The sequence below is a fragment of the Pseudomonas sp. PDM27 genome, from assembly GCF_019219205.1.
GTDB classification, from domain to species: Bacteria; Pseudomonadota; Gammaproteobacteria; order Pseudomonadales; family Pseudomonadaceae; genus Aquipseudomonas; species Aquipseudomonas laurylsulfatiphila.
The window spans coordinates 108,497-127,540 of sequence record NZ_JAHUWF010000005.1; the positions used below are offsets into that span (position 1 = coordinate 108,497).

At 60.1% G+C, this 19,044-nt stretch carries 15 protein-coding genes; 6 read left to right on the forward strand and 9 right to left on the reverse strand.

Annotation, left to right across the window (positions count from 1 at the left end; genetic code table 11):
* The first annotated feature begins 6 nt into the window (after window positions 1-6).
* Window positions 7-1,707 (forward strand): urease subunit alpha, encoded by a 1,701-nt coding sequence (gene ureC / locus KW838_RS12740; protein WP_102700434.1) that lies wholly within the window; start codon window positions 7-9, stop codon window positions 1,705-1,707.
* Between the two features lie 65 nt (window positions 1,708-1,772).
* On the opposite strand, the gene KW838_RS12745 is transcribed toward ureC, so the two are convergent.
* On the reverse strand, window positions 1,773-7,043 hold the full coding sequence (locus KW838_RS12745) for a dermonecrotic toxin domain-containing protein (RefSeq protein WP_218501257.1): 5,271 nt from the start codon (window positions 7,041-7,043) through the stop codon (window positions 1,773-1,775).
* Window positions 7,044-7,291: 248 nt separating this feature from the next.
* Here KW838_RS12745 and KW838_RS12750 point away from each other — a divergent pair, with 248 nt between their 5' ends.
* A complete protein-coding gene (locus tag KW838_RS12750) occupies window positions 7,292-8,419 on the forward strand; it encodes a sensor histidine kinase KdpD (RefSeq protein ID WP_218501258.1) in 1,128 nt (375 codons plus the stop codon).
* Between the two features lie 115 nt (window positions 8,420-8,534).
* Here KW838_RS12750 and KW838_RS12755 read toward each other — a convergent pair whose 3' ends face one another.
* A complete protein-coding gene (locus KW838_RS12755; RefSeq protein ID WP_007979663.1) occupies window positions 8,535-8,840 on the reverse strand; it encodes a chaperone modulator CbpM in 306 nt (101 codons plus the stop codon).
* A gap of 27 nt (window positions 8,841-8,867) precedes the next feature.
* A complete protein-coding gene (locus KW838_RS12760) occupies window positions 8,868-9,815 on the reverse strand; it encodes a DnaJ C-terminal domain-containing protein (protein ID WP_015093265.1) in 948 nt (315 codons plus the stop codon).
* 297 nt (window positions 9,816-10,112) lie between these two features.
* Between KW838_RS12760 and KW838_RS12765 the strand changes: the two genes are divergently transcribed.
* Entirely contained in the window at window positions 10,113-11,387 is a 1,275-nt protein-coding gene (locus KW838_RS12765) for an Hsp70 family protein (protein WP_007979665.1), read from the forward strand.
* 123 nt (window positions 11,388-11,510) lie between these two features.
* Here the strand turns inward: KW838_RS12765 and KW838_RS12770 are convergent, their stop codons facing one another.
* From KW838_RS12770 to KW838_RS12780, 3 genes are all read right to left on the reverse strand, one after another.
* Window positions 11,511-12,524, reverse strand: a complete 1,014-nt coding sequence (locus tag KW838_RS12770) for an AI-2E family transporter (protein ID WP_015093263.1) — start codon at window positions 12,522-12,524, stop codon at window positions 11,511-11,513.
* A 235-nt stretch (window positions 12,525-12,759) separates the two neighbouring features.
* The gene (locus tag KW838_RS12775) at window positions 12,760-13,068 is read right to left on the reverse strand and encodes a PsiF family protein (RefSeq protein ID WP_218501259.1); all 309 of its coding nucleotides are present in this window, start codon (window positions 13,066-13,068) and stop codon (window positions 12,760-12,762) included.
* A gap of 64 nt (window positions 13,069-13,132) precedes the next feature.
* On the reverse strand, window positions 13,133-13,927 hold the full coding sequence (locus tag KW838_RS12780; RefSeq protein WP_218501260.1) for a helix-turn-helix transcriptional regulator: 795 nt from the start codon (window positions 13,925-13,927) through the stop codon (window positions 13,133-13,135).
* A 97-nt stretch (window positions 13,928-14,024) separates the two neighbouring features.
* Here KW838_RS12780 and KW838_RS12785 point away from each other — a divergent pair, with 97 nt between their 5' ends.
* On the forward strand, window positions 14,025-14,912 hold the full coding sequence (locus tag KW838_RS12785) for a DMT family transporter (protein ID WP_102700429.1): 888 nt from the start codon (window positions 14,025-14,027) through the stop codon (window positions 14,910-14,912).
* A gap of 84 nt (window positions 14,913-14,996) precedes the next feature.
* Here KW838_RS12785 and KW838_RS12790 read toward each other — a convergent pair whose 3' ends face one another.
* The 3 genes from KW838_RS12790 to KW838_RS12800 form a co-directional block, all read right to left on the reverse strand.
* Complete coding sequence (locus KW838_RS12790; RefSeq protein ID WP_218501261.1) at window positions 14,997-15,887, reverse strand: triacylglycerol lipase; 891 nt, start codon at window positions 15,885-15,887, stop codon at window positions 14,997-14,999.
* 107 nt (window positions 15,888-15,994) lie between these two features.
* Window positions 15,995-16,300, reverse strand: a complete 306-nt coding sequence (locus KW838_RS12795) for a multidrug efflux SMR transporter (protein WP_007979676.1) — start codon at window positions 16,298-16,300, stop codon at window positions 15,995-15,997.
* Complete coding sequence (locus KW838_RS12800; RefSeq protein ID WP_218501262.1) at window positions 16,301-16,939, reverse strand: FMN-dependent NADH-azoreductase; 639 nt, start codon at window positions 16,937-16,939, stop codon at window positions 16,301-16,303.
* Between the two features lie 109 nt (window positions 16,940-17,048).
* Here KW838_RS12800 and KW838_RS12805 point away from each other — a divergent pair, with 109 nt between their 5' ends.
* Window positions 17,049-17,963 (forward strand): LysR substrate-binding domain-containing protein, encoded by a 915-nt coding sequence (locus KW838_RS12805; RefSeq protein WP_173900818.1) that lies wholly within the window; start codon window positions 17,049-17,051, stop codon window positions 17,961-17,963.
* A gap of 213 nt (window positions 17,964-18,176) precedes the next feature.
* The gene (locus tag KW838_RS12810) at window positions 18,177-18,959 is read left to right on the forward strand and encodes a hypothetical protein (protein ID WP_256358830.1); all 783 of its coding nucleotides are present in this window, start codon (window positions 18,177-18,179) and stop codon (window positions 18,957-18,959) included.
* Window positions 18,960-19,044: the final 85 nt, after the last annotated feature.

The following is a 19,044-nucleotide window of genomic DNA, read 5'->3' on the forward strand; positions in this document are numbered from 1 at the left end:
GAACGAATGAAGATTTCCCGTCAAGCCTACGCCGACATGTTCGGTCCCACTATCGGTGACAAGGTGCGCCTGGCCGATACCGAGTTGTGGATCGAAGTGGAACAGGACTTCACCACCTACGGCGAAGAAGTGAAATTCGGTGGCGGTAAAGTCATTCGTGACGGCCAGGGTCAGAGCCAGTTGCTGGCCGCCGACGTGGTCGACACCCTGATCACCAACGCGCTGATCATCGATCACTGGGGTATCGTCAAGGCAGACGTCGGTCTCAAGGACGGGCGCATCGCAGCGATCGGCAAGGCCGGTAACCCGGACATCCAGCCCAACGTCAACATCGCCATTGGCGCCAGCACCGAAGTCATCGCCGGCGAAGGCATGATCCTCACCGCCGGCGGCATCGACACCCACATCCACTTCATCTGCCCGCAGCAGATCGAAGAGGCATTGATGAGCGGTGTCACCACCATGATCGGTGGCGGCACCGGACCGGCTACCGGCACCAATGCGACCACCTGCACCTCCGGGCCGTGGCACCTGGCGCGCATGCTTCAGGCTGCCGATGCCTTCCCGATGAACATCGGCCTCACCGGCAAGGGCAACGCCAGCTTGCCGGAGCCGTTGATCGAACAGGTCAAGGCCGGTGCCATCGGCCTCAAGTTGCATGAGGACTGGGGCACCACGCCCGCGAGCATCGACAACTGCCTGAGCGTGGCCGACCGGTTCGACGTGCAGGTGGCGATCCACACCGACACCCTCAACGAATCCGGTTTCGTCGAGACCACCCTCGCCGCCTTCAAGGGCCGCACCATTCACACCTATCACACCGAAGGTGCCGGTGGCGGTCACGCACCGGACATCATCAAGGCCTGTGGATTTACCAACGTGCTGCCGAGTTCGACCAACCCGACCCGGCCGTTCACCCGCAACACCATCGACGAACACCTCGACATGCTGATGGTCTGCCATCACCTCGACCCGAGCATTGCCGAGGATGTGGCCTTCGCCGAAAGCCGCATTCGCCGCGAAACGATTGCCGCTGAAGACATCCTCCACGACCTCGGTGCGTTCTCGATGATCAGCTCCGACAGCCAGGCCATGGGGCGGGTCGGTGAGGTCATCACCCGCACCTGGCAGACCGCCGACAAGATGAAAAAACAGCGCGGGCCGCTGCCCGGTGATGGCGCCGGCAACGACAACTTCCGCGCCAAACGCTACATCGCCAAGTACACCATCAACCCGGCGATCACCCACGGCATCAGCCATGAAGTGGGTTCGGTCGAAGTGGGTAAATGGGCGGACCTGGTGCTCTGGCGCCCGGCATTTTTCGGCGTGAAACCGACGCTGATTCTCAAGGGCGGCGCTATCGCGGCCAGCCTGATGGGCGACGCCAATGCCTCGATCCCGACACCGCAACCTGTGCACTACCGCCCGATGTTCGCCAGCTTCGGCGGTTCACTGCACGCCACCAGCCTGACCTTCATCAGTCAGGCGGCGCAGGAGGCAGGCTTGCCCGAAGCACTGGGTTTGAAGAAGAAAATCGCGGTGGTCAAAGGTTGCCGCGACGTGCAGAAAACCGACCTGATCCACAACGACTACCTGCCGAAAATCGACGTCGATCCGCAGACCTATCAGGTCAAGGCCGATGGGGTTTTGCTGTGGTGTGAACCGGCTGAGACGTTGCCGATGGCCCAGCGTTACTTCCTGTTCTGAACCGGCAACCACGACACGAGCAAAGGCCTCGCACACCCTGTGTCGAGGCCTTTGTTTTTCCGTGATTACTGAACGGATTCAATCCGCAGCCGATCCAGCTTGGCCCGAATCATCGCTTCCCGTGTCAGTTTTTTCAGAAACTGCGTAATCTGCAGATCGATGTCATCCAAGGCTTGAACATATTCCTCGTCAGTCATCAGCTTGCCGTTCGCAAAGTCAGTTTCACTTTTGCCCAACTCACTGCACAACCCCTTGATTTCCGCCTCCACCGCCGCCTTTCCCTCGGCGGTGAGCCGCGTACCTTCGGCCCTGCGCTGCAACGCATCCTGCAAATCGATAGTGGCGTCGATCCTGCGCTTCAAGCCGTTCAATTCCTCGCGGTAAGTCGTCTCCAGCCAGGTTCGCCAGAGCGGTTGCTCGAAGAGGCGATCACTCAGCAGATCACCTTCCTCCAGCGCCTTGATCCGCTGGAACGCTGCTTCGGTCATTTCCTTGCTCACACCGGCGATGTTGCGAAACTGCATGCCCCGCGCCTGCCACGGCAAATCCAGACGCTCCGCCAGATCGGTCATGTAGGCCAGGTGCACTTCCACTTCATCGATAGTGCCGATCACATCGCCATTGGCGTCGTAGCGACGGAACCCTTCGCCGTTAGCCAACCGCGCAGACACCCGCTGACGGGCAATGGCACCCAGCTCATCGAGCCGGGACTTGCCCAGGGCCAGTTCCAGCAATTGCGCCTCGATCAGGTCCGCACGCACCAGGGCGTAGGCTTCGTGCACCATCACCTGCACGCCCATGGCATTGAACAGTTGCGTGCCGCCATCCACGCACTCGGTGGGCGTTGCCGCCTCGTTGAACAGCTTGCTTCGCAGTTCAGTGTCGCGGGCCATGGCTTCGAGCATGCGCCAGACCTTGGTCGTCAGTTCCGTCTGATAGTCACCGCCGGCCTTGAAGTCGGCGGACTGGGTGAGCTTGCGCAGTTCATTGAAAAACGGCACCGAACCAAACTCGTCTTCGACCTCGTTCCAGATCTCCTGTTTTTCCTGCCATTGCCGCTCGGTCATGCCCATCCACCAATCCGCGCTGTCGAGCAAGCCTCGGGGTGGATATGGGCGGTCCGGGTCCATGCCGACCGACTCGATGTACATCCTGAGGGTGTCGAGATTTTCCGGCGATATCCAGTGCGGCTCCCGGCTGATCACCGTGCGTGCCAGCAGCTCGGCGCGAAACGATCCGGGCGCGACCTGCGGTATCCGGCTGATCGGATTGCGGCTCAACTCAATGAAGATACTGCGTGGCCGCGATTGGGAAAACAAACCGACAGGCCAACTGTCCAGTCCGGCATCGCTCAATACCAACACCTGCAAATGCGGCATCCGGCTGACATCGGGAATGAGCTTCAGCGGGTTGCCGCGCAACGCCAACGACCTCAGACGTGTCAGATTCTTCAGGCGATCAACTGCCACTAGATCCAGCTCGATGCAGTTGTCGTTGAGGAACAGGTCGGTGAGATGACGCATGTCCTTCAGTACCGGCGGAACAGCCGTCAGCAGATTGTCTTGCAGGTTGAGGTAGCGCACCTGATGGAACGGCTCGAGGAACGACAGGTTCCCGGAACGCAACTGCCCACCGCGCAGACTCAGGCTGGTGACATGATCGAAGTTGGCCTCCAGCCTCGGCAGGGTTTCCAGCAGTCGGCTCAGCCTGGGAATGTTGTCCAGACTCAACGCCTGCGGCCGCACAACCCCGTAAGCCTCGATGCCCTCCGGCCCGGTGCGCTGCCAGCATTGCCTGAGCGCTTTGTAGATGTTGTTTCGCGCATGCCACTCCGCCACGCCCGCCGGGGTAAAACGAGCGGATTGCGTCGGCGAATTCATCCAGCGTTGCAGGGCGCGGTTCAACTGGTTGAACTCGGTCTCCAGCACAGTCAGCCGTGCATGCACCGCCCCTTCGCCCTGACCGAAACCCGCCAGCAGTGTCTCGACTTCCTCCGAGGTAAAATCCGGATACAGTGCATGAGCCCGTCGTCGCAGGCCTACGCCTTGCGGTGCTTGTCGGGCATAGCCACGCATGCCGCCACGCAAGCGCATGACGCTCGGGTCGTAAGCCGGCCTGGTGATCGGGTGGTCCCGCAGAATCGGCTCGAGCCGGGATCGATCCAGCGGCTGCGCCCTGACCGCTTGCTCAAGACGTGAAGACTCATGGATTTCAAAGCCAAGCGCTGTGCGCTCAGCGTCGGGCAAGGCATGCAGCACCGCCGCGTACAGATTGTCCGCACCGTGCAGCTGTTGATCGTTGCCGTCCCGTGCCTCGTATTGGCCATCCTCACCCAGGACCAGCACTTTGCGGGTCGTCGCGTCGACGGGGCCGAGACTGTCGGTCAGTGATCCCGTGAATGAATACTCACGGATTTCCAGACGCAGATCCGCCGGCCAGCCCGGCAATGCGCCCAGCGAGTGCAGCTCCAGGCGTGCGGTATCGCGATTGTGCAGTCCGTCGAGGTACAGGCCTTCATATGCCCGTGTCACACGCAGTTGTTCCGCTGCCTCCCGAGCTTGTTGAGCCAGTCTCAACGGAACACGTTTTTTTTCGTTCAAATGCTGCACATCCGAGGGATGCGCTTCACTCAGCAACGCCTGCGCCTGACTGACAGAGATATCAGCCCCATCATCCATGAGCATCTTCACCAACGGATCGTCCGACCGACTCCGGCGCTTGTACAACAGGTCGAACAACTGACTTTTGCGCTGACGCGCCAGCGCCGCCCATTGATCACACAGTGCCTGTGCACGTTTCGCCTGGTCACCGGAATACCCTTCTCCAAGCAGTTCGCGTAGCGCTGTTTCGTCAAGGAAACCGACCACTCGTTCAGGCAACTCACCCGCAAGCAGTTCAGACCAGGTCATCTGCAAGGTATTGGTCGCTGACGCATTGGCGTAGCCTTCCTTGATCGATACACCGGTCAGGCCCGGTCCCTGGAAGACTTCAATGGCCTTGTCGCCGGGCCAGCCGCGCAATTCCGTCATGAGTCGAAGCGAGTAATCCGCCCAATCGTTACTGATCCGATGGGCCAGAATCTGTTGCGCACCGGCTTCGGAATCGGCATGGGCCTTGAAGCGCTTGAGGGTATCGACCAATGACGCGGGCGGAATTTCATGCTCGACATGGAGCCGGCGCAAGGTGTTTTCATGTACGCCGCTGGCAGTCAAAACCTGCTCCAGGGTCTCATCGGAAAGCCCCTCTACCGAAGCGCCCAGACGCCTGAGCACTACACGCCGATCCCATTCGAGCGGTTGATCGAGTTCGGTCTTCCAGCTGCCGGCACCGTTGTGCTCCAACAGCGGCTGATAGGCATCGGCGCGAGTCGGGTGTTGCAGCCGATGCTGGCCGGTTTCCGGGTCTTGCCTGACGGCATAGCATTTGTCATCGAGGCGTAGCAGGTCTTGCTCTTGATAACGGTACAGCCCAGTGTCACCAGCCTTCGCCCCATCGGGCAATGTGATCGATTGCTCATAGGGCACAAGGTCAGGGTTCCACAACCGCTCCTTGCCGCCGACTTCCACTGGTTTGAGCCCCTCGACAAACGGCGACACCTTGATCGGTGCGACAGCGGGGCCGGGCAACACATGTCCGGCGCCCATCAGTGCCAATTGCGCGAAGTTGATCAAGACCCCGTTGATGTACGCCGAAGCCTGTTCCTTGTCACCCTTGCTCCAGTCCTCGACGCCTTCGGCAACCTCGGCGAGCATTTGCGCGACCATGATGCCAAGCATGGCTTCCCCCAGCCCCGGCACCAGCATTGCGGCGAAATTGAAAACATTCCAACCGATCGACAGGTAACCGGTCAGGCGCTTGAAGCGGGCGTTGGCATCCTCGTCGCCGGTCGGTACGGCGATCAGCCGGGCATCGGCGATGGCCTTGTCGCGGCGTTCCAGAAACAGCGTGACCCACAGCTCATCGCGGATCTGGTTGGTCACCGGTTCCGCATCGGGATTTTCGACCGCCGTTTCACGCCACCACGGGCCCATGTCCAGCGGTTCGCGCTCATGCCAGGTGTAGGTGGTGAGACGTTCTTTGACCCGGGCGAAAAACAGCCCCTTGTCCTTCTGCGCCACAAACCGGCTGAAAAAGGCCTGGTAATCCGTATTTCTCAACTGCCCCAGGAGCGCCTTCATGAACGCGGTCAGTGAGGGATACTCCTTCAACGGATGGTCAGGATCATCGGGCACATAGGCGATCAACGGACCGCTTAAACGACTCTGTTGATAGATATCGTCGCGGCGCAACAGTTCATCGCTCAACCCCTGCGGCCCATTGGCGAAGAAGGCTTGCAGCAGTTTGAATTGATCGTATTCCCGGCCCGGAAGAACAGGGACGCGGTGCGACCAGTCGATCCAGAATCTCAACAGCGCCGGCGTCAGCGCTTCAATGTCGCGCTTTATTTGCGATGGCTCGCTGACCGCGCTGAACAACACGATGCCGGTCAACCGAAAACCCATCAGCGACAAGCGATGAGCATGCAACGGCCGGTCGTACAGCGTGACGTTTGCCTGCCCCTCACGCACCTGGCCCAGTTTGACGTAGGCATGGTCACTGATATCGCCGTTCAATCGGGCAATCAGTGCGGCCACATGAAAGGCCGCCTGTTCACTGGCCACCGAGTCTTGTTGCAAGGTTCGCTGTGCTTGCGGGGTATCGGGCAACAGGATGGACTTGATGTGCCGCTGGTATTGCCCGCCGATGTCCACCCTGCGGCACAAGGCGGCAAAATCCGGCAGGGCAATCGCCGGCTCCAGGCTGAGACTGCCCCGACTGTCCTTGCGGTAAATACCGGAACTGTCTCGGAACGCCCCTTCGACGGTTTCAGCTTCCTCGAAGTTGTGCAGCGCCGCCTCCAGCAAGGTGGACTGGCGGACGCGACTGGCGCCGGTGTCGATGCCGAATATGATCGTACTGGGCACCTCGAGCTGCACGCTGAGTTCGTCGACGCGTTCAACGGAGCTGAAATTCGCCTGCAACATCTCACTGACCAGTGGTTCGGCGAAGGCCTCAATGTCGTGTTGCAAGCTGCCCAGGGTTTTGTCCAGTACGCCCTGCACACGCCAGCGCTCCTCGATCAGCTGCTTCAGGTATTGGCGGTCAATGGCCCGTGCGCCGCTGTACCACTCGGGCAGCGCCGGCTCCAGGGTTTCGAGGGATTTGAGCCTTGCAAGCGGGGCATTTTTCAAGGCCCCCGGTATCCCGTCGACTACGCGACGGTAATGCACGCCCCGGTGTTCGACGCCTGTGGTTTCAATGGTTTGCTGTGAATGGCTTCCATGCAATTCAGACACTGTTACATCACCTTGATGGCTGGATTTGAACCCACAGCTTCGCCAACCCAACCGCCAAACAAAAGCCCAAAAAACCGCTGGGCCGCCCCTGAAAAAAGGCCTCCACCGTTCGAAATTCAAAGAGCCTTCAATACATAAGTACCGCCACTGAGGCCTGGACTTATGCCACCGAACGAGCGGTCGTGTTTTTTCCGGCAAAGGGACTACTATTCGATTCGCTGTCCCCGATTCATGCTCAGGTAACCGCCATGCGTCTTTCCGAATTCATCGTGCTACAGGTTGATCGCATCGTCGATGAGTGGGAGCAGTTCGCCAAAACCATCACCCCGGCCGCCGAGTCCATGGACAGCGCCGCCTTGCGCGACCATGCCCGGTCGATCCTGCTGGCCGCGGCCCGAGACATGTGCAAGCCCCAGACACCCTCCGAACAAGCGGCCAAGGCACGCGGCGAAGGCCCGGAGAAAACCCCGAGCCTCGACGAGGCCGGTGCCAGCCATGGCGAGTTGCGCCATACCGTGGGTTTTGATCTGGTGCAGATGACCAGTGAATTCCGTCATTTGCGCGCCTGTGTCATCCGCCTGTGGGTCAACAGCCTGCAATCGCCTGACCTGGCCTACTTCCAGGACATGATCCGCTTCAACGAAGCCATCGACGAAGCCCTGGCCGAATCCACCGCCGCCTATGCCGAAATGGTCAACCGCTCCCGGGACATTTTCCTCGCCATCCTCGGTCATGACCTGCGCGCGCCCCTGCAGGCGGTGAGCATGTCCACCGAAATCCTGCTGCGCAAAGCCGCGCTGGAAGGTGATGCACTCAAGTGTGCGATCAATATCCAGCGCAGCACCGGACATCTGGCGGTGATGGTCGGGGATTTGCTGGAGTTGGTGCGCAGTCGCCTGGGCAAGCACCTGCCGATCGAACCGACGCCCATGGACCTGGCCGAAGCGGCACGGGACGCGATTGCGCGGGCCTGTGCCGGTCAACCGGAGTGCGATCCAACCCTGACGGTACAGGGTGACACCCGCGGTACCTGGGATCCGCGCAGGGTCGATCAGATGCTGCAAAACCTGATCGGCAATGCCTTGCAACATGGCTCGAGCAAACGTGAAGTGACCTTGACCCTCAAGGGCGAGGCCGACAGCGTTCGGCTGACGGTGCAGAACGACGGAGTCCCCATCCCCGGCGATGCAATCGCGACCATTTTCGACCCACTGGTGCGCAGTGCCAGCGAAGAACTCGGCGAGCCCACTACCAGCCTTGGGTTGGGGTTGTTTATCGTCAAGGAAGTGGTCGACGCCCATCAGGGGACGATTGAAGTCAGTTCCAGTGAGAGGGATGGCACGACCTTTACCGTGGTGTTGCCACGCAAAACCTGAAGCACCCCCCTGTAGGAGCTGCCGCAGGCTGCGATCTTTTGATTTTGCTTTTGAAGTTTTGCATCAGCAGGAGCAATGAAACACAAGATCAAAAGATCGCAGCCTTCGGCAGCTCCTACTCGACCAGCAACCGCCCCAAGCGCTGCTTGAGCATGCGGTTCTCGGCCCTCAGCTGCTGCACCTCTTCGAGCAGGTCCAGCGCCAGGGCGACGCCTTCCCACTCCAGGTCAAGGTCGCGCCGCAGCTTGGCGGCGCGCTTGGCCAGGGTCAGCTCATAGTCGTTGAAAACCCAGTCCTTGGGCTGAGCGCCCTGAGGTTCGAGGATGCCGTGCTCGACGATTTCGATCACGTAGACGTCCGACAGCTCGGTCGCCTCACAGAATTCTGCCATGTCCAGTTGAACGATCAGGGGACTGCTCATTGTCAGTGACTCCTTGGTTCTAAGGGATCAAAAATGCTCTCGCGGGTCGAACGCGGCTTTTTTCGCCAGCTCCTGCCACAGGGCCTTGATGTCATCGTCGGATTTCTTCGGCATCACGGCCTTCAATTGCACGAACAGGTAACCGCGCTCACCGGCCTTGTTCATCAGGCCATGGCCCTTGGCGCGCATGCGCTGGCCGTTCTGGCTGCCAGCCGGCACCTTGAGGTTGATCTTGCCGGTCAGGGTCGGTACGGCGACTTCGGCCCCCAGCGCTAGCTCCCACGGAGCCAGTGGCAAGGTGATGATCAGGTTATCGCCTTCGACGTCGAATTTCGGGTGCGGTGCGAAACGGATCGTCAGGTACAGGTCGCCATTGGCGCCGCCACCCACACCCGGAGCGCCCTGCCCCTTGAGGCGAATGCGCTCGCCGTCGGCCACACCGGCCGGAATCTTCACGTTCAGGCTTTTGCTGGTGTTGCTCACATGCTGGCCAGCCGCGTTGTACTGCGGCACCTGGAAGGTGACCTTCTTCGATTCGGTCGACAGCGTTTCTTCAAGAAAAACCCCAAGCTCCATTTCCACGTCCTGCCCTCGACGTCCGGTGCTGCGACGCGACTGTCCACCCCCATTGAAACCAGGCCCACGGTTGCCGAAGATCGAACTGAAGAAGTCCGAGAAATCGCCCGTGTCCTGGCCACCGCCACCAAAACCGCCACGGCTCTGCCAGCCCGGTGGTCCCTGGAACGGCTGGCCGTGCTGGCCATAGCGGCGCAGATCATCGTATTCGGCGCGTTTGTCGGCGCTTTTCAGCGCTTCATAGGCTTCCGAGGCGTCCTTGAACTTGGCCTCGGCGTCCTTTTCCTTGCTGACGTCAGGGTGGTATTTGCGCGCCAGCTTGCGATAGGCGGCCTTGATCGCCTTATCGTCTGCGGTCGGTTCCACACCGAGAATCTTGTAATAGTCTTTGAAGTCCATCGCGGGAATCACCATCCGTTATCAAATCGCGCCACGGGCCACAGCATGCGCTTGTTTGCAGCCGTTGGTTTGACCGATCTCAAATTTGTGACCGGGCGGCGCAGCAGAAGTTTATCGGCAGCCGGCGGGGCTTCTTGCGAGCACGCCCGCCGCTGTCCGGTTGATGCAGGGTAGTTTGGGGGGGATGCCCCATCTTTCAAGGCATTGTTTGCGAAGAATTAGCAGATAACCGGCCTTCGAATCTGGCGCCCACTGGCATACACTGCGCGGCCGTTTTTTAACCGGAACCTGAAAGACATGAACAACGCATCTCCAGCCCGTGCCGTGGGTATCGACTTTGGCACGTCCAACTCCACCGTCGGCTGGCTGCGCCCCGGCGTGGAAACGCTGATCGCGCTGGAGGACGACAAGATCACCCTGCCGTCAGTGGTCTTCTTCAATATCGAAGAACGTCGCCCGGTGTACGGCCGGCTGGCGCTGCACGAGTATCTGGAAGGTTACGAAGGCCGCCTGATGCGCTCGCTCAAGAGCCTGCTGGGCTCCAAGCTGATCAAGCACGACACCAGCGTCCTGGGTACGGCGATGCCGTTCAAGGACCTGCTCGGGCTGTTCATCGGCCAGCTCAAGAGCCGTGCCGAAGCCGCCGCCGGTCGGGAATTCGAAGAAGTGGTGCTGGGTCGCCCGGTGTTTTTCGTCGATGACGACCCGATGGCCGACAAGGAAGCCGAAGACACCCTGGTCGACGTGGCCCGCAAGATCGGTTTCAAGGAAGTCTCGTTCCAGTTCGAACCGATTGCTGCGGCATTCGACTACGAGTCGACCATCGAGAAAGAAGAGCTGGTACTGATCGTCGACATCGGCGGGGGTACGTCCGACTTCTCCCTGGTGCGTCTGTCGCCGGAGCGTCGTGCTGTGGATAACCGCCAGGACGACATCCTCGCCACCGGCGGCGTGCACATCGGCGGGACCGACTTCGACAAGCAACTCTCGCTGGCCGGCCTGATGCCGCTGTTCGGCTACGGCAGCCGGATGAAGAGCGGCGCCTACATGCCCACCAGCCATCACATGAACCTGGCGACCTGGCACACGATCAACTCGGTGTACTCGCAGAAATCGCAACTGGCCCTGGGCAGCATGCGCTACGACATCGAAGACACCGGCGGCATCGATCGCCTGTTCAAGCTGATCGAACAGCGCGCCGGGCACTGGCTGGCGATGGAAGTGGAAGAAACCAAGATCCAGCTGACCCACGCCGACAACCGCCACGTGCCGCTGGACCGCATTGAAGCGGGCCTGAGCGTGGATTTGAGCCGTGCGCTGTTCGAGTCGGCCATCGACAACCTGCTGGAGCGCGTACGCAACAGCGTCACTCAATTGCTGACAGACGCCGATGTCCGGGTCGATCAGGTCGACACGGTGTTCTTCACCGGCGGTTCGAGCGGCATTCCAGCGCTGCGCAACAGCGTCTCGGCGATGCTGCCGAAGGCGCGGCATGTGGAAGGGAACATCTTTGGCAGTATCGGTAGTGGTTTGGCGATTGAGGCGGCCAAGCGTTACGGCTCTATGGACTGATCCAAAAGCTAGGGTGCGCCCTTCGCGAGCAGGCTCGCTCCCACAATGGACCTGAACTCACAGGACTAATGTGGGAGCGAGCCTGCTCGCGAAGGGGTCAGTTCAGGCAACGAATAACCTGAATCAAACCATCCCCACCTGCTTCAACTCACTCTTCAGATACGCGTAGTAAATCGGCCCCGCCACCACCCCCGGCAGGCCGAACGCGGCCTCGAACACCAGCATCGCCAGCAGCAACTCCCACGACTTGGCACTGATCTGCCCGCCGACGATACGCGCGTTGAGGAAGTATTCGAGCTTGTGGATAACAATCAGGTAACCCAGCGCCGCGACGGCGACCCAGATCGACAGCGACAGACCGACGATGGTGATCAGGGTGTTCGACATCAGGTTGCCGATCACCGGCAGCAGGCCGAGCAGGAACGTCAGCACGATCAGGGTTTTGGTCAGGGGCAGCTTGATGCCGAACATCGGAAGGATCACCGCCAGGAAAATACCGGTGAAAATGGTGTTGAGCAGGGAAATCTTGATCTGGGCGAACACGATGTTGCGAAACGCCTGGACCAGCAGGTGCAGACGATCAAACAGCGCCGCCGCCAGCGGTTTGCGCTTGGTCAGATCCGGCACACGCTGCAACGCAATGATCGCACCCAACACCATGCCGATCAGCAAGGTCACGAACATGTGTGCCGCATCCTTGCCCACCAGTTGCAATTCGCTCAGGTGCTTGCTGACCCACTCGCCAATGGCCACACGGAACTCGGCGGCACTGGCCGGCAGATAGGCGTCGATGAACGGCGGCAGTTGCCCGCGTGCACGGTCGACCACCCCCATGAATTTGTCGAGGGAGGCGCCGGGGTTTTCCGCTTCGTGCAACAGGAAGCTGAAGGCACCGGCAAAGATCAGCGACAGTACGCTGACAATCAGCGTCCCCAGCAAGGCCACCGCCAGCCAGCGCGCACGCCGGCCTTCGATCAGCCGTTGCAGTTGCGGAGTGAGCATGTTGACCAGTTCGAACACCAGCAACCCGGCGAGCAGGCTCGGCAGCAACCGCAGCGGCAGGACCAGCAGCAGCCCGCCAAAAATGATGACCCAGCTGATGACCAGCAAAACTTGACGCTGAGAAAACGTTGGCATACAGCCTCAAAAACGAACGGCGTAAAAAGGATTGGCAGTCTGCCAGCGATCCGGTGCGAGCACTAGGATTGTGTGGATCGACCTTAGTGGGGGTTCAGGTTCTTTTGCAGTGCCCCGACCGGCCCCATCGCGAGCAGGCTCGCTCCCACATTTGTCCGGCGTGCCCAGTTCCACTGTGGGAGCGAGCCTGCTCGCGATGGGGCCCTCACAGCTCCCACATTTTTCAGCCCTATGTTTATTTTTTCTTCAGGCAATCGCTCATGAAAGCCTTGCGCTCGTCACCTTTGAGGGCTTTGGTGGCGGCGTCGGCATTGCAGGTTTTCATTTTCTCTTGCTGCGGCGTCAAGGCCTTGCCGGCATCGTTTGCCGCCGGAGTAGCCTTCAGGCAGGTGCTCATGAAGACTTTGCGCTCGTCGCCCTTGAGGCTCTTGGCCGTGGCGTCGGCATTGCAGGTAGTCATCTTTTCCTGTTGGGCTGTGGCGGCGAAGCCCTGGGAGCAGAGCAGCAAACCGATCATCAACAAAGGGACACGCAACATCTTCATGGAGTTTTCTCCTGGTCGCCACACCGAGGGGCGCGGCCTCGTACTGGAGTGTAGACAACCCCTGTTACACCTTCCTGTTCTCCAGATGGCTGCGCCGATACTGCTCCGGCGTACACCCGGCCTGGCGCTGGAACATCGCGATAAACGCCGAGCCGGTGCTGTAGCCCATGTCGAAAGCGATTTCCTGAATGCTGCGCTGGCTGTCCAGCGCTTCGATCGCCGCCAGAAAGCGCAGGCGCTGGCGCCACTCACCGAAGCTCATGCCCAGCTCCCGCACGAACTGCCGTGCCAGGGTGCGTTCGCTGACATGGATGCGTGCAGCCCATTCCGCCAGCGGCCGGTTATCCCCAGGGTCGGCCTGCAATGCTTCGAGAATCCCCAGCAGTCCGGGGCTGCTGGCGTAGGGCAGATAGCACTCGTGCACCGGGGCCTGTTGCAGTTGATCCACCAATACCTGAGCCAGACGCTGGTCGGCGGCCTGCTCGGGAATCTGCACGTCCCGGGCGGCGAAGTCCTTGAGGATCGCCTTGAGGATGTCGCTGATGGCCAGGGTACAGGCTCGCGACGGCAGATCAGCGCACACCTTGGGCGCCAGGCACACGGCGCGGTAGTTGACCGGTTGGTGGCTATAGAAGCTGTGCTCGATCTGTGGCGGCACCCACACCGCGTATTGCGGAGGCGACATGAAGCGGCTGCCCTCGACATCCATGTGCAGCACGCCGTGGGCTGCATATTCCAGCGTCCCCCAGGGATGCCGATGGGGGGCGGCGTATTCGTGGGCGTCAAAATCGGCATAGCGGAAGTACACCGCCGACGGCAGTTCGCTGAAATCCAGCAGGTCGATGTGTTTACTGCTCATGCTGTCCGTCATCAGGGGCGAGTTGTCCGAATCGAAGTATAGGCTTGCATCCAGACAAGCGGATAATTGCACTTCATTAACGTTCTGGTTTTTCCCGATGCAATACGCTTATCCCCTGCTGGCCATATTCATCTGGGCCGGCAATACCGTGATCACCAAAATGTCGGCCGGGGCGATCTTCCCCGCCGAGATAGGTTTCTACCGCTGGCTGCTGGCCGGGTTGCTGTTCACGCCCTTCATGCTCAAACCGGTGCTCGCCCATTGGCCGCTGATCCGCCCGAAACTGGGCAAGATCTTTGTCCTCGGTGTTCTTGGCATGGCGGTCTATCAAAGCCTGGCGTACTTCGCCGCGAGCCTGACCTCAGCCACCAACATGGGCATCATCCTCTCGCTGATGCCGCTGATGTCGCTCGCGATGGCGATCATCAGCCTCGGCCAGCGCCTGACCATGGGTGCCCTGGCCGGTGCGGTGCTGTCGTTCGCCGGCGTCCTGGTGGTGGTGTCGTCCGGCAGCCTGGGCACATTGCTCGAACACGGGGTCAACCTGGGCGACGCGATGATGCTGATCGCCACCCTGGCCTACGCGGTCTACAGCACCCTGTTGAAAAAATGGCAGCTGAAACTGCCGCCGCTGGTGCTCCTGTACCTGCAGGTGCTGGTGGCCGTGGTGGTGCTGTTTCCGCTGTTCCTCGCCTCACCGAAAGTCGGCCCGACCCTGCAGAACATTCCGCTGGTGCTGTACGCCTGCCTGCTGGCTTCGATGGTCGCGCCGTTGGCGTGGATGCAGGCGGTGGTACGTTTGGGTCCGAGCCGGACCACGCAGTTTTTCAATTTGCTGCCGTTGATCACCGCATTGATTGCAGCGGTGGTGCTGCATGAACAATTGGCGATGTATCACCTGGTGGGCGGGGTGTTGACCTTGGGCGGGGTGATTGTTTCCGAGCGTTGGACGACGGTGTTGGGGCGTAAGGTCGGCGTTGCCTGAATGAAAAGATCGCAGCCTTCGGCAGCTCCTACAGGGGAACGCATTCCAAATGTAGGAACTGCCGCAGGCTGCGATCTTTTGATCTTATAAACCCGCCGCCTTCAGTCGCGCCGCATGTTCGACAAACAAACGGATCGGCTCTGCCCCCTTGCCCACCAGCCCCAGCGACTGATTGACGATATCGAAGTGATCCAGCGGATACTCATCGCCAATCACCGTGCCCAGGTGCGAGCTGTAGCGCCCGACCATGCCGTCGCAATGCCCGGCTTCACGGACGAAGGTTTTGGCGAACAACCGGCAACTGCGGTTAGTGCCGTCCAGCAGATTGCGCCCGCGATCGGTGATGCCCGGCTGCAAGGTGCCGGACCAGGAGTAATAGCGCACGCCATTGACCTCTTCCGGCCCCTGACCGCCCCAGGTTTCAGGCAAGCCCTGTGGATAACGCTGGTTGAACAGCCCGACGCCAGCGGTGGTGAGAGCGTGATGGGAGGCATGGATATCCACCGGCAACTTCGGCCCGTGGTAACCGGTATCCAGCCACCCCAACAGCGTGCCGACCATCCGCAGCAAAAAGCTCAGCAGACGACCGCGCAGGCTGTCATGGGGATAGTGCTGATGCAGGTAATCAGCGAGTTCCGAACCATGGTTCGGCCCCGCCACCGAGGTCACCGATGCCACCCGATCCGGGCGTTTGGCCGCGGCGTAACGGGCGGTCAGCGAGCCCTGGCTATGGCCGATCAGGTTGACCTTGTCGGCCCCGGTTTCCCGCAGGATTTCGTCGATACGCGCCAGCAATTGCTCGCCGCGTACTTCGTTCGAATTAAGCGGCGAGACCTGCACGGCGAACACCACGGCCCCACCACGGCGCAGGGCTTCGACGATCCCGTACCAGTACGGATAAAGCACCAACCGGATGAACCCGAGCATTCCCGGGACCAGCACCAGCGGGTAGCGCGGGGCAGAACCTTGCGACATGGGTGGACATCCTTGTGGTCGGGTGGTGACGCAAGGCGCAATGCAAGACATCCGCCAAGTTACGCCTGCGAAGATGACAACTCGACGACAAGTCTATGTCATCCGCCCTACTTCAACCCCGCCACACCCGCCACGATCAGCCCGACCGAGACCAGTTTGATCACGCTCAGGCTTTCCCCCAGCAGCGCGAACCCGAGAAACACCGTGCCCAGCGAACCGATAGCGGTCCAGATCGGGTACGCGATACTCACGGGTAACTCGCGCATGGCCAGGGTCAGGAAGTAGATCCCGCCCACAGCGGCCACCACCGTGATCAGCGAAGGCCAGAGCCGGGTGAAGCCCTCGGCGTACTTCATGCCCATGGCGAAGGTGACCTCGAACCCGGCGGCGACCAGCAGAAACACCCAGGCCATCTAGAACTCCCCGGCCAGCGCCAGCAAGCGCTGCTCAGCCTCGGCGGCAGAGATCTCAAAGCTGCGTTCGGCGGACTCCTCGCCCTCGGCAGCCACCACTGTGACATCGGTGATGCCGATGAATCCGAGCACCGTGCGCAGTAGCGTGTCGGCATGGTTCATGGCTTCCAGCTCGCCGCCCGGACCAAAACCGAAGCCGCCACGGCTGGTAATGATCAGGGCTTTTTTACCCTGCACCAATGGCTCGTACTGGGCCACGCCATTGTCCAGGCTGTGATCGAAGGTCACCCCCACCCGCACGATCTGATCGATCCAGGCCTTCAAGCCGCTGGGAACGCTGAAGTTGTGCATCGGTGTGGAAATCACCAGCACATCATGGCCGAGCAGTTCGCCGACCAGTTCGTCGCTGAACGCCAGGTCGGCCTGCATCGACAGTGGCCGAGCGTCGGGCTCGGGGTAAAACGCGGCGGCCACGAATGCCTCGTTGACCGGCGGGATCAGCGCCCGGCCGACTTCGCGGCGAGTCAGTGGCAAGTGTGGATGACGGGCCTGCCAGGCCGACAGAAACACTTCGGCCAAACGCCGGGAGTGCGAACGATCGCCACGGGGGCTGGCATGAACAGCAAGAATTTTACTCATCTGTCTCTCCTCAGGGCTAAACTCAAACGGCTTGTGGCTTGCAGCTTGAAGCTCGTAGCTACACCCATTCAAATGAGTAAAAATCAGCCAAGGTGAATCTATTTCACCTGTGGAGTGTTCAATGTTCGCCTCGCTGCCCTTGACCGCCCTGCGCGCCTTCGAATCCGCCTCACGCCTGTTGAGTTTCAAGGCCGCCGCCGAAGAACTGTCCGTCACCCCGACGGCGGTGTCCCATCAGATCCGCTCCCTGGAAAGCTGGCTCGGCGTGCCGCTGTTCGAACGCCTGCCACGCCAGGTGCGCCTGACCGAATGCGGCGAACGGCTGTTCCAGAGCCTGCACGGGGCTTTCCTCGAAGTGGCACAAAGTGTCGATACCCTGCGCCCGCAACGCAGCGGCGCCAACCTGACGGTCTCCACCACCGCAGCCTTCGCCGCGCTGTGGCTGGTGCCGCGCCTGGGACGCTTCTATGCGCGCCACCCGAACATCAGCGTGCGCCTCGACACTCATTGCGAGGTCATCGATTTGCATCAGGACGCCAGCGTCGATCTGGTGCTGCGCTACAGCCTCGACGACTACCCCAACCTGTACGGCCAGTGTCTGTTCGATGAGTCCTTCGGTGTCTACGGTTCGCCCGAACAAGTGGCGCTGGCTTTGAATCGTGCCCCGACGCTGATCAGCGTGCGCTGGCACAACTCCAGACTCTATGCCCACGGCTGGGAGGCCTGGTGCGCGCAATCGGGCGAAACCTGGCTGAGCGGTCGGCCAGCGGTGCGCGAATACGACGAAGAGCATTACGCCCTGCAAGCGGCGATTGCCGGGCAGGGCCTGGTGCTGGCGAGCAATATTCTTGTTTCGGAAAGTGTGGCCAGTGGGTTGCTGGTGCCGTATCGGGGTGACGTCCAGGTCGAAGGCGCCGGGTACAGTGCCCTGTGTGTTCCGGGGCGCGAACGTCATCCGCCGGTACGGGCGTTTTTTGGGTGGTTGCGTGAGGAGGCGTTGGCATCCGGTCATTCGTTGCGATGAACGTTCATCGACTACCGACGCAAATAACGACAGCGACAATAGTTACCAGACACCAAACATACTGATCACAAATTTAAACCAGACCAACTCCCCGCACCAAAAACAGCAACGCACGATATTTATCACGTTACAACCACACTATGGACTAAACCCTCCAACCCCTTATATTAAACTGACAGACAAGAAGTCTGGAAAACATATAAAGGACTAACGATGATGCACATTGAACAACAACTTGAATTTCTCGACAGCCTGCCCGCCCTGCCTGCCCGACGTACTGCCTACACTCAAACACTGCAGACCATTCGAAGCGTTTCCGACGACCTTCCAATCGATCCAGACAAGGAAAGTGGCACCGTCGGCCCGGACATGATGAACATCTATGTACCCGGCGTATCGGTGCAAAACCGTGAAGATGTCGACAACTGCAAATTACTGATGCAAAACGCGGCATCGCAAAAATACGACATGGTTAAAGAGTTGCATCAGTGGTACAAATTTTACACAGAAGGCCTGCGTACCCTCGGATGGACGATCAACAAGCTTTACGCTCAGGACAGAATCATTGAAAGAACCGGCCTTACCATGGACGCCGTCGCTTTTGAAATACTTCAGAATCTGGTCCAGGGAAACGCTCCTCGCCTGGCAGCACTGGCTGGCAAAGCCGTGGAGGGAGTGAAAGGTGAGGACGGCCTGATCCAGATCTACAATCGTAACGCTCAAAAAGGTTATCAAGCGGTATTTGATATTTCCCCAGTCTGGCAAACCCGGGAAGGCTCTCCGATGATGATCCTTAGCTGTACTAGTGTGGATGTCAGGGAAAGTACTCGCGGTATTCTTTGGTGGAAATCGACAACTAAATCCACCGCCGTAAAATCGCAGGCAACGCCGGTTTACCTCAACACTCAAGTCTATGCGCGAGTGCGCAACAAAGTGCTTGAGAAACTGGGTAATGCTGCTGACGAGTACCTCGACAATATCCCGGGCTTTCAGTAACACCTAAACTTTAGATTAGCACTGGGACCGACCCACACTGACGGTCTCAGTGCCACACTTACCTCACTTTTTTAGCTTGAGGCCA

Bases quoted from the DNA above. Each gene is read 5' to 3' on its own strand.
- KW838_RS12775 (WP_218501259.1), bottom strand. From the start codon at position 13,068: ATGAAGATGTTGCGTGTCCCTTTGTTGATGATCGGTTTGCTGCTCTGC.
- KW838_RS12765 (WP_007979665.1), top strand. From the start codon at position 10,113: ATGAACAACGCATCTCCAGCCCGTGCCGTGGGTATCGACTTTGGCACG.
- KW838_RS12770 (WP_015093263.1), bottom strand. From the start codon at position 12,524: ATGCCAACGTTTTCTCAGCGTCAAGTTTTGCTGGTCATCAGCTGGGTC.
- KW838_RS12750 (WP_218501258.1), top strand. From the start codon at position 7,292: ATGCGTCTTTCCGAATTCATCGTGCTACAGGTTGATCGCATCGTCGAT.
- ureC (WP_102700434.1), top strand. From the start codon at position 7: ATGAAGATTTCCCGTCAAGCCTACGCCGACATGTTCGGTCCCACTATC.
- KW838_RS12785 (WP_102700429.1), top strand. From the start codon at position 14,025: ATGCAATACGCTTATCCCCTGCTGGCCATATTCATCTGGGCCGGCAAT.
- KW838_RS12780 (WP_218501260.1), bottom strand. From the start codon at position 13,927: ATGAGCAGTAAACACATCGACCTGCTGGATTTCAGCGAACTGCCGTCG.
- KW838_RS12790 (WP_218501261.1), bottom strand. From the start codon at position 15,887: ATGTCGCAAGGTTCTGCCCCGCGCTACCCGCTGGTGCTGGTCCCGGGA.
- KW838_RS12755 (WP_007979663.1), bottom strand. From the start codon at position 8,840: ATGAGCAGTCCCCTGATCGTTCAACTGGACATGGCAGAATTCTGTGAG.
- KW838_RS12810 (WP_256358830.1), top strand. From the start codon at position 18,177: ATGATGCACATTGAACAACAACTTGAATTTCTCGACAGCCTGCCCGCC.
- KW838_RS12795 (WP_007979676.1), bottom strand. From the start codon at position 16,300: ATGGCCTGGGTGTTTCTGCTGGTCGCCGCCGGGTTCGAGGTCACCTTC.
- KW838_RS12760 (WP_015093265.1), bottom strand. From the start codon at position 9,815: ATGGACTTCAAAGACTATTACAAGATTCTCGGTGTGGAACCGACCGCA.
- KW838_RS12800 (WP_218501262.1), bottom strand. From the start codon at position 16,939: ATGAGTAAAATTCTTGCTGTTCATGCCAGCCCCCGTGGCGATCGTTCG.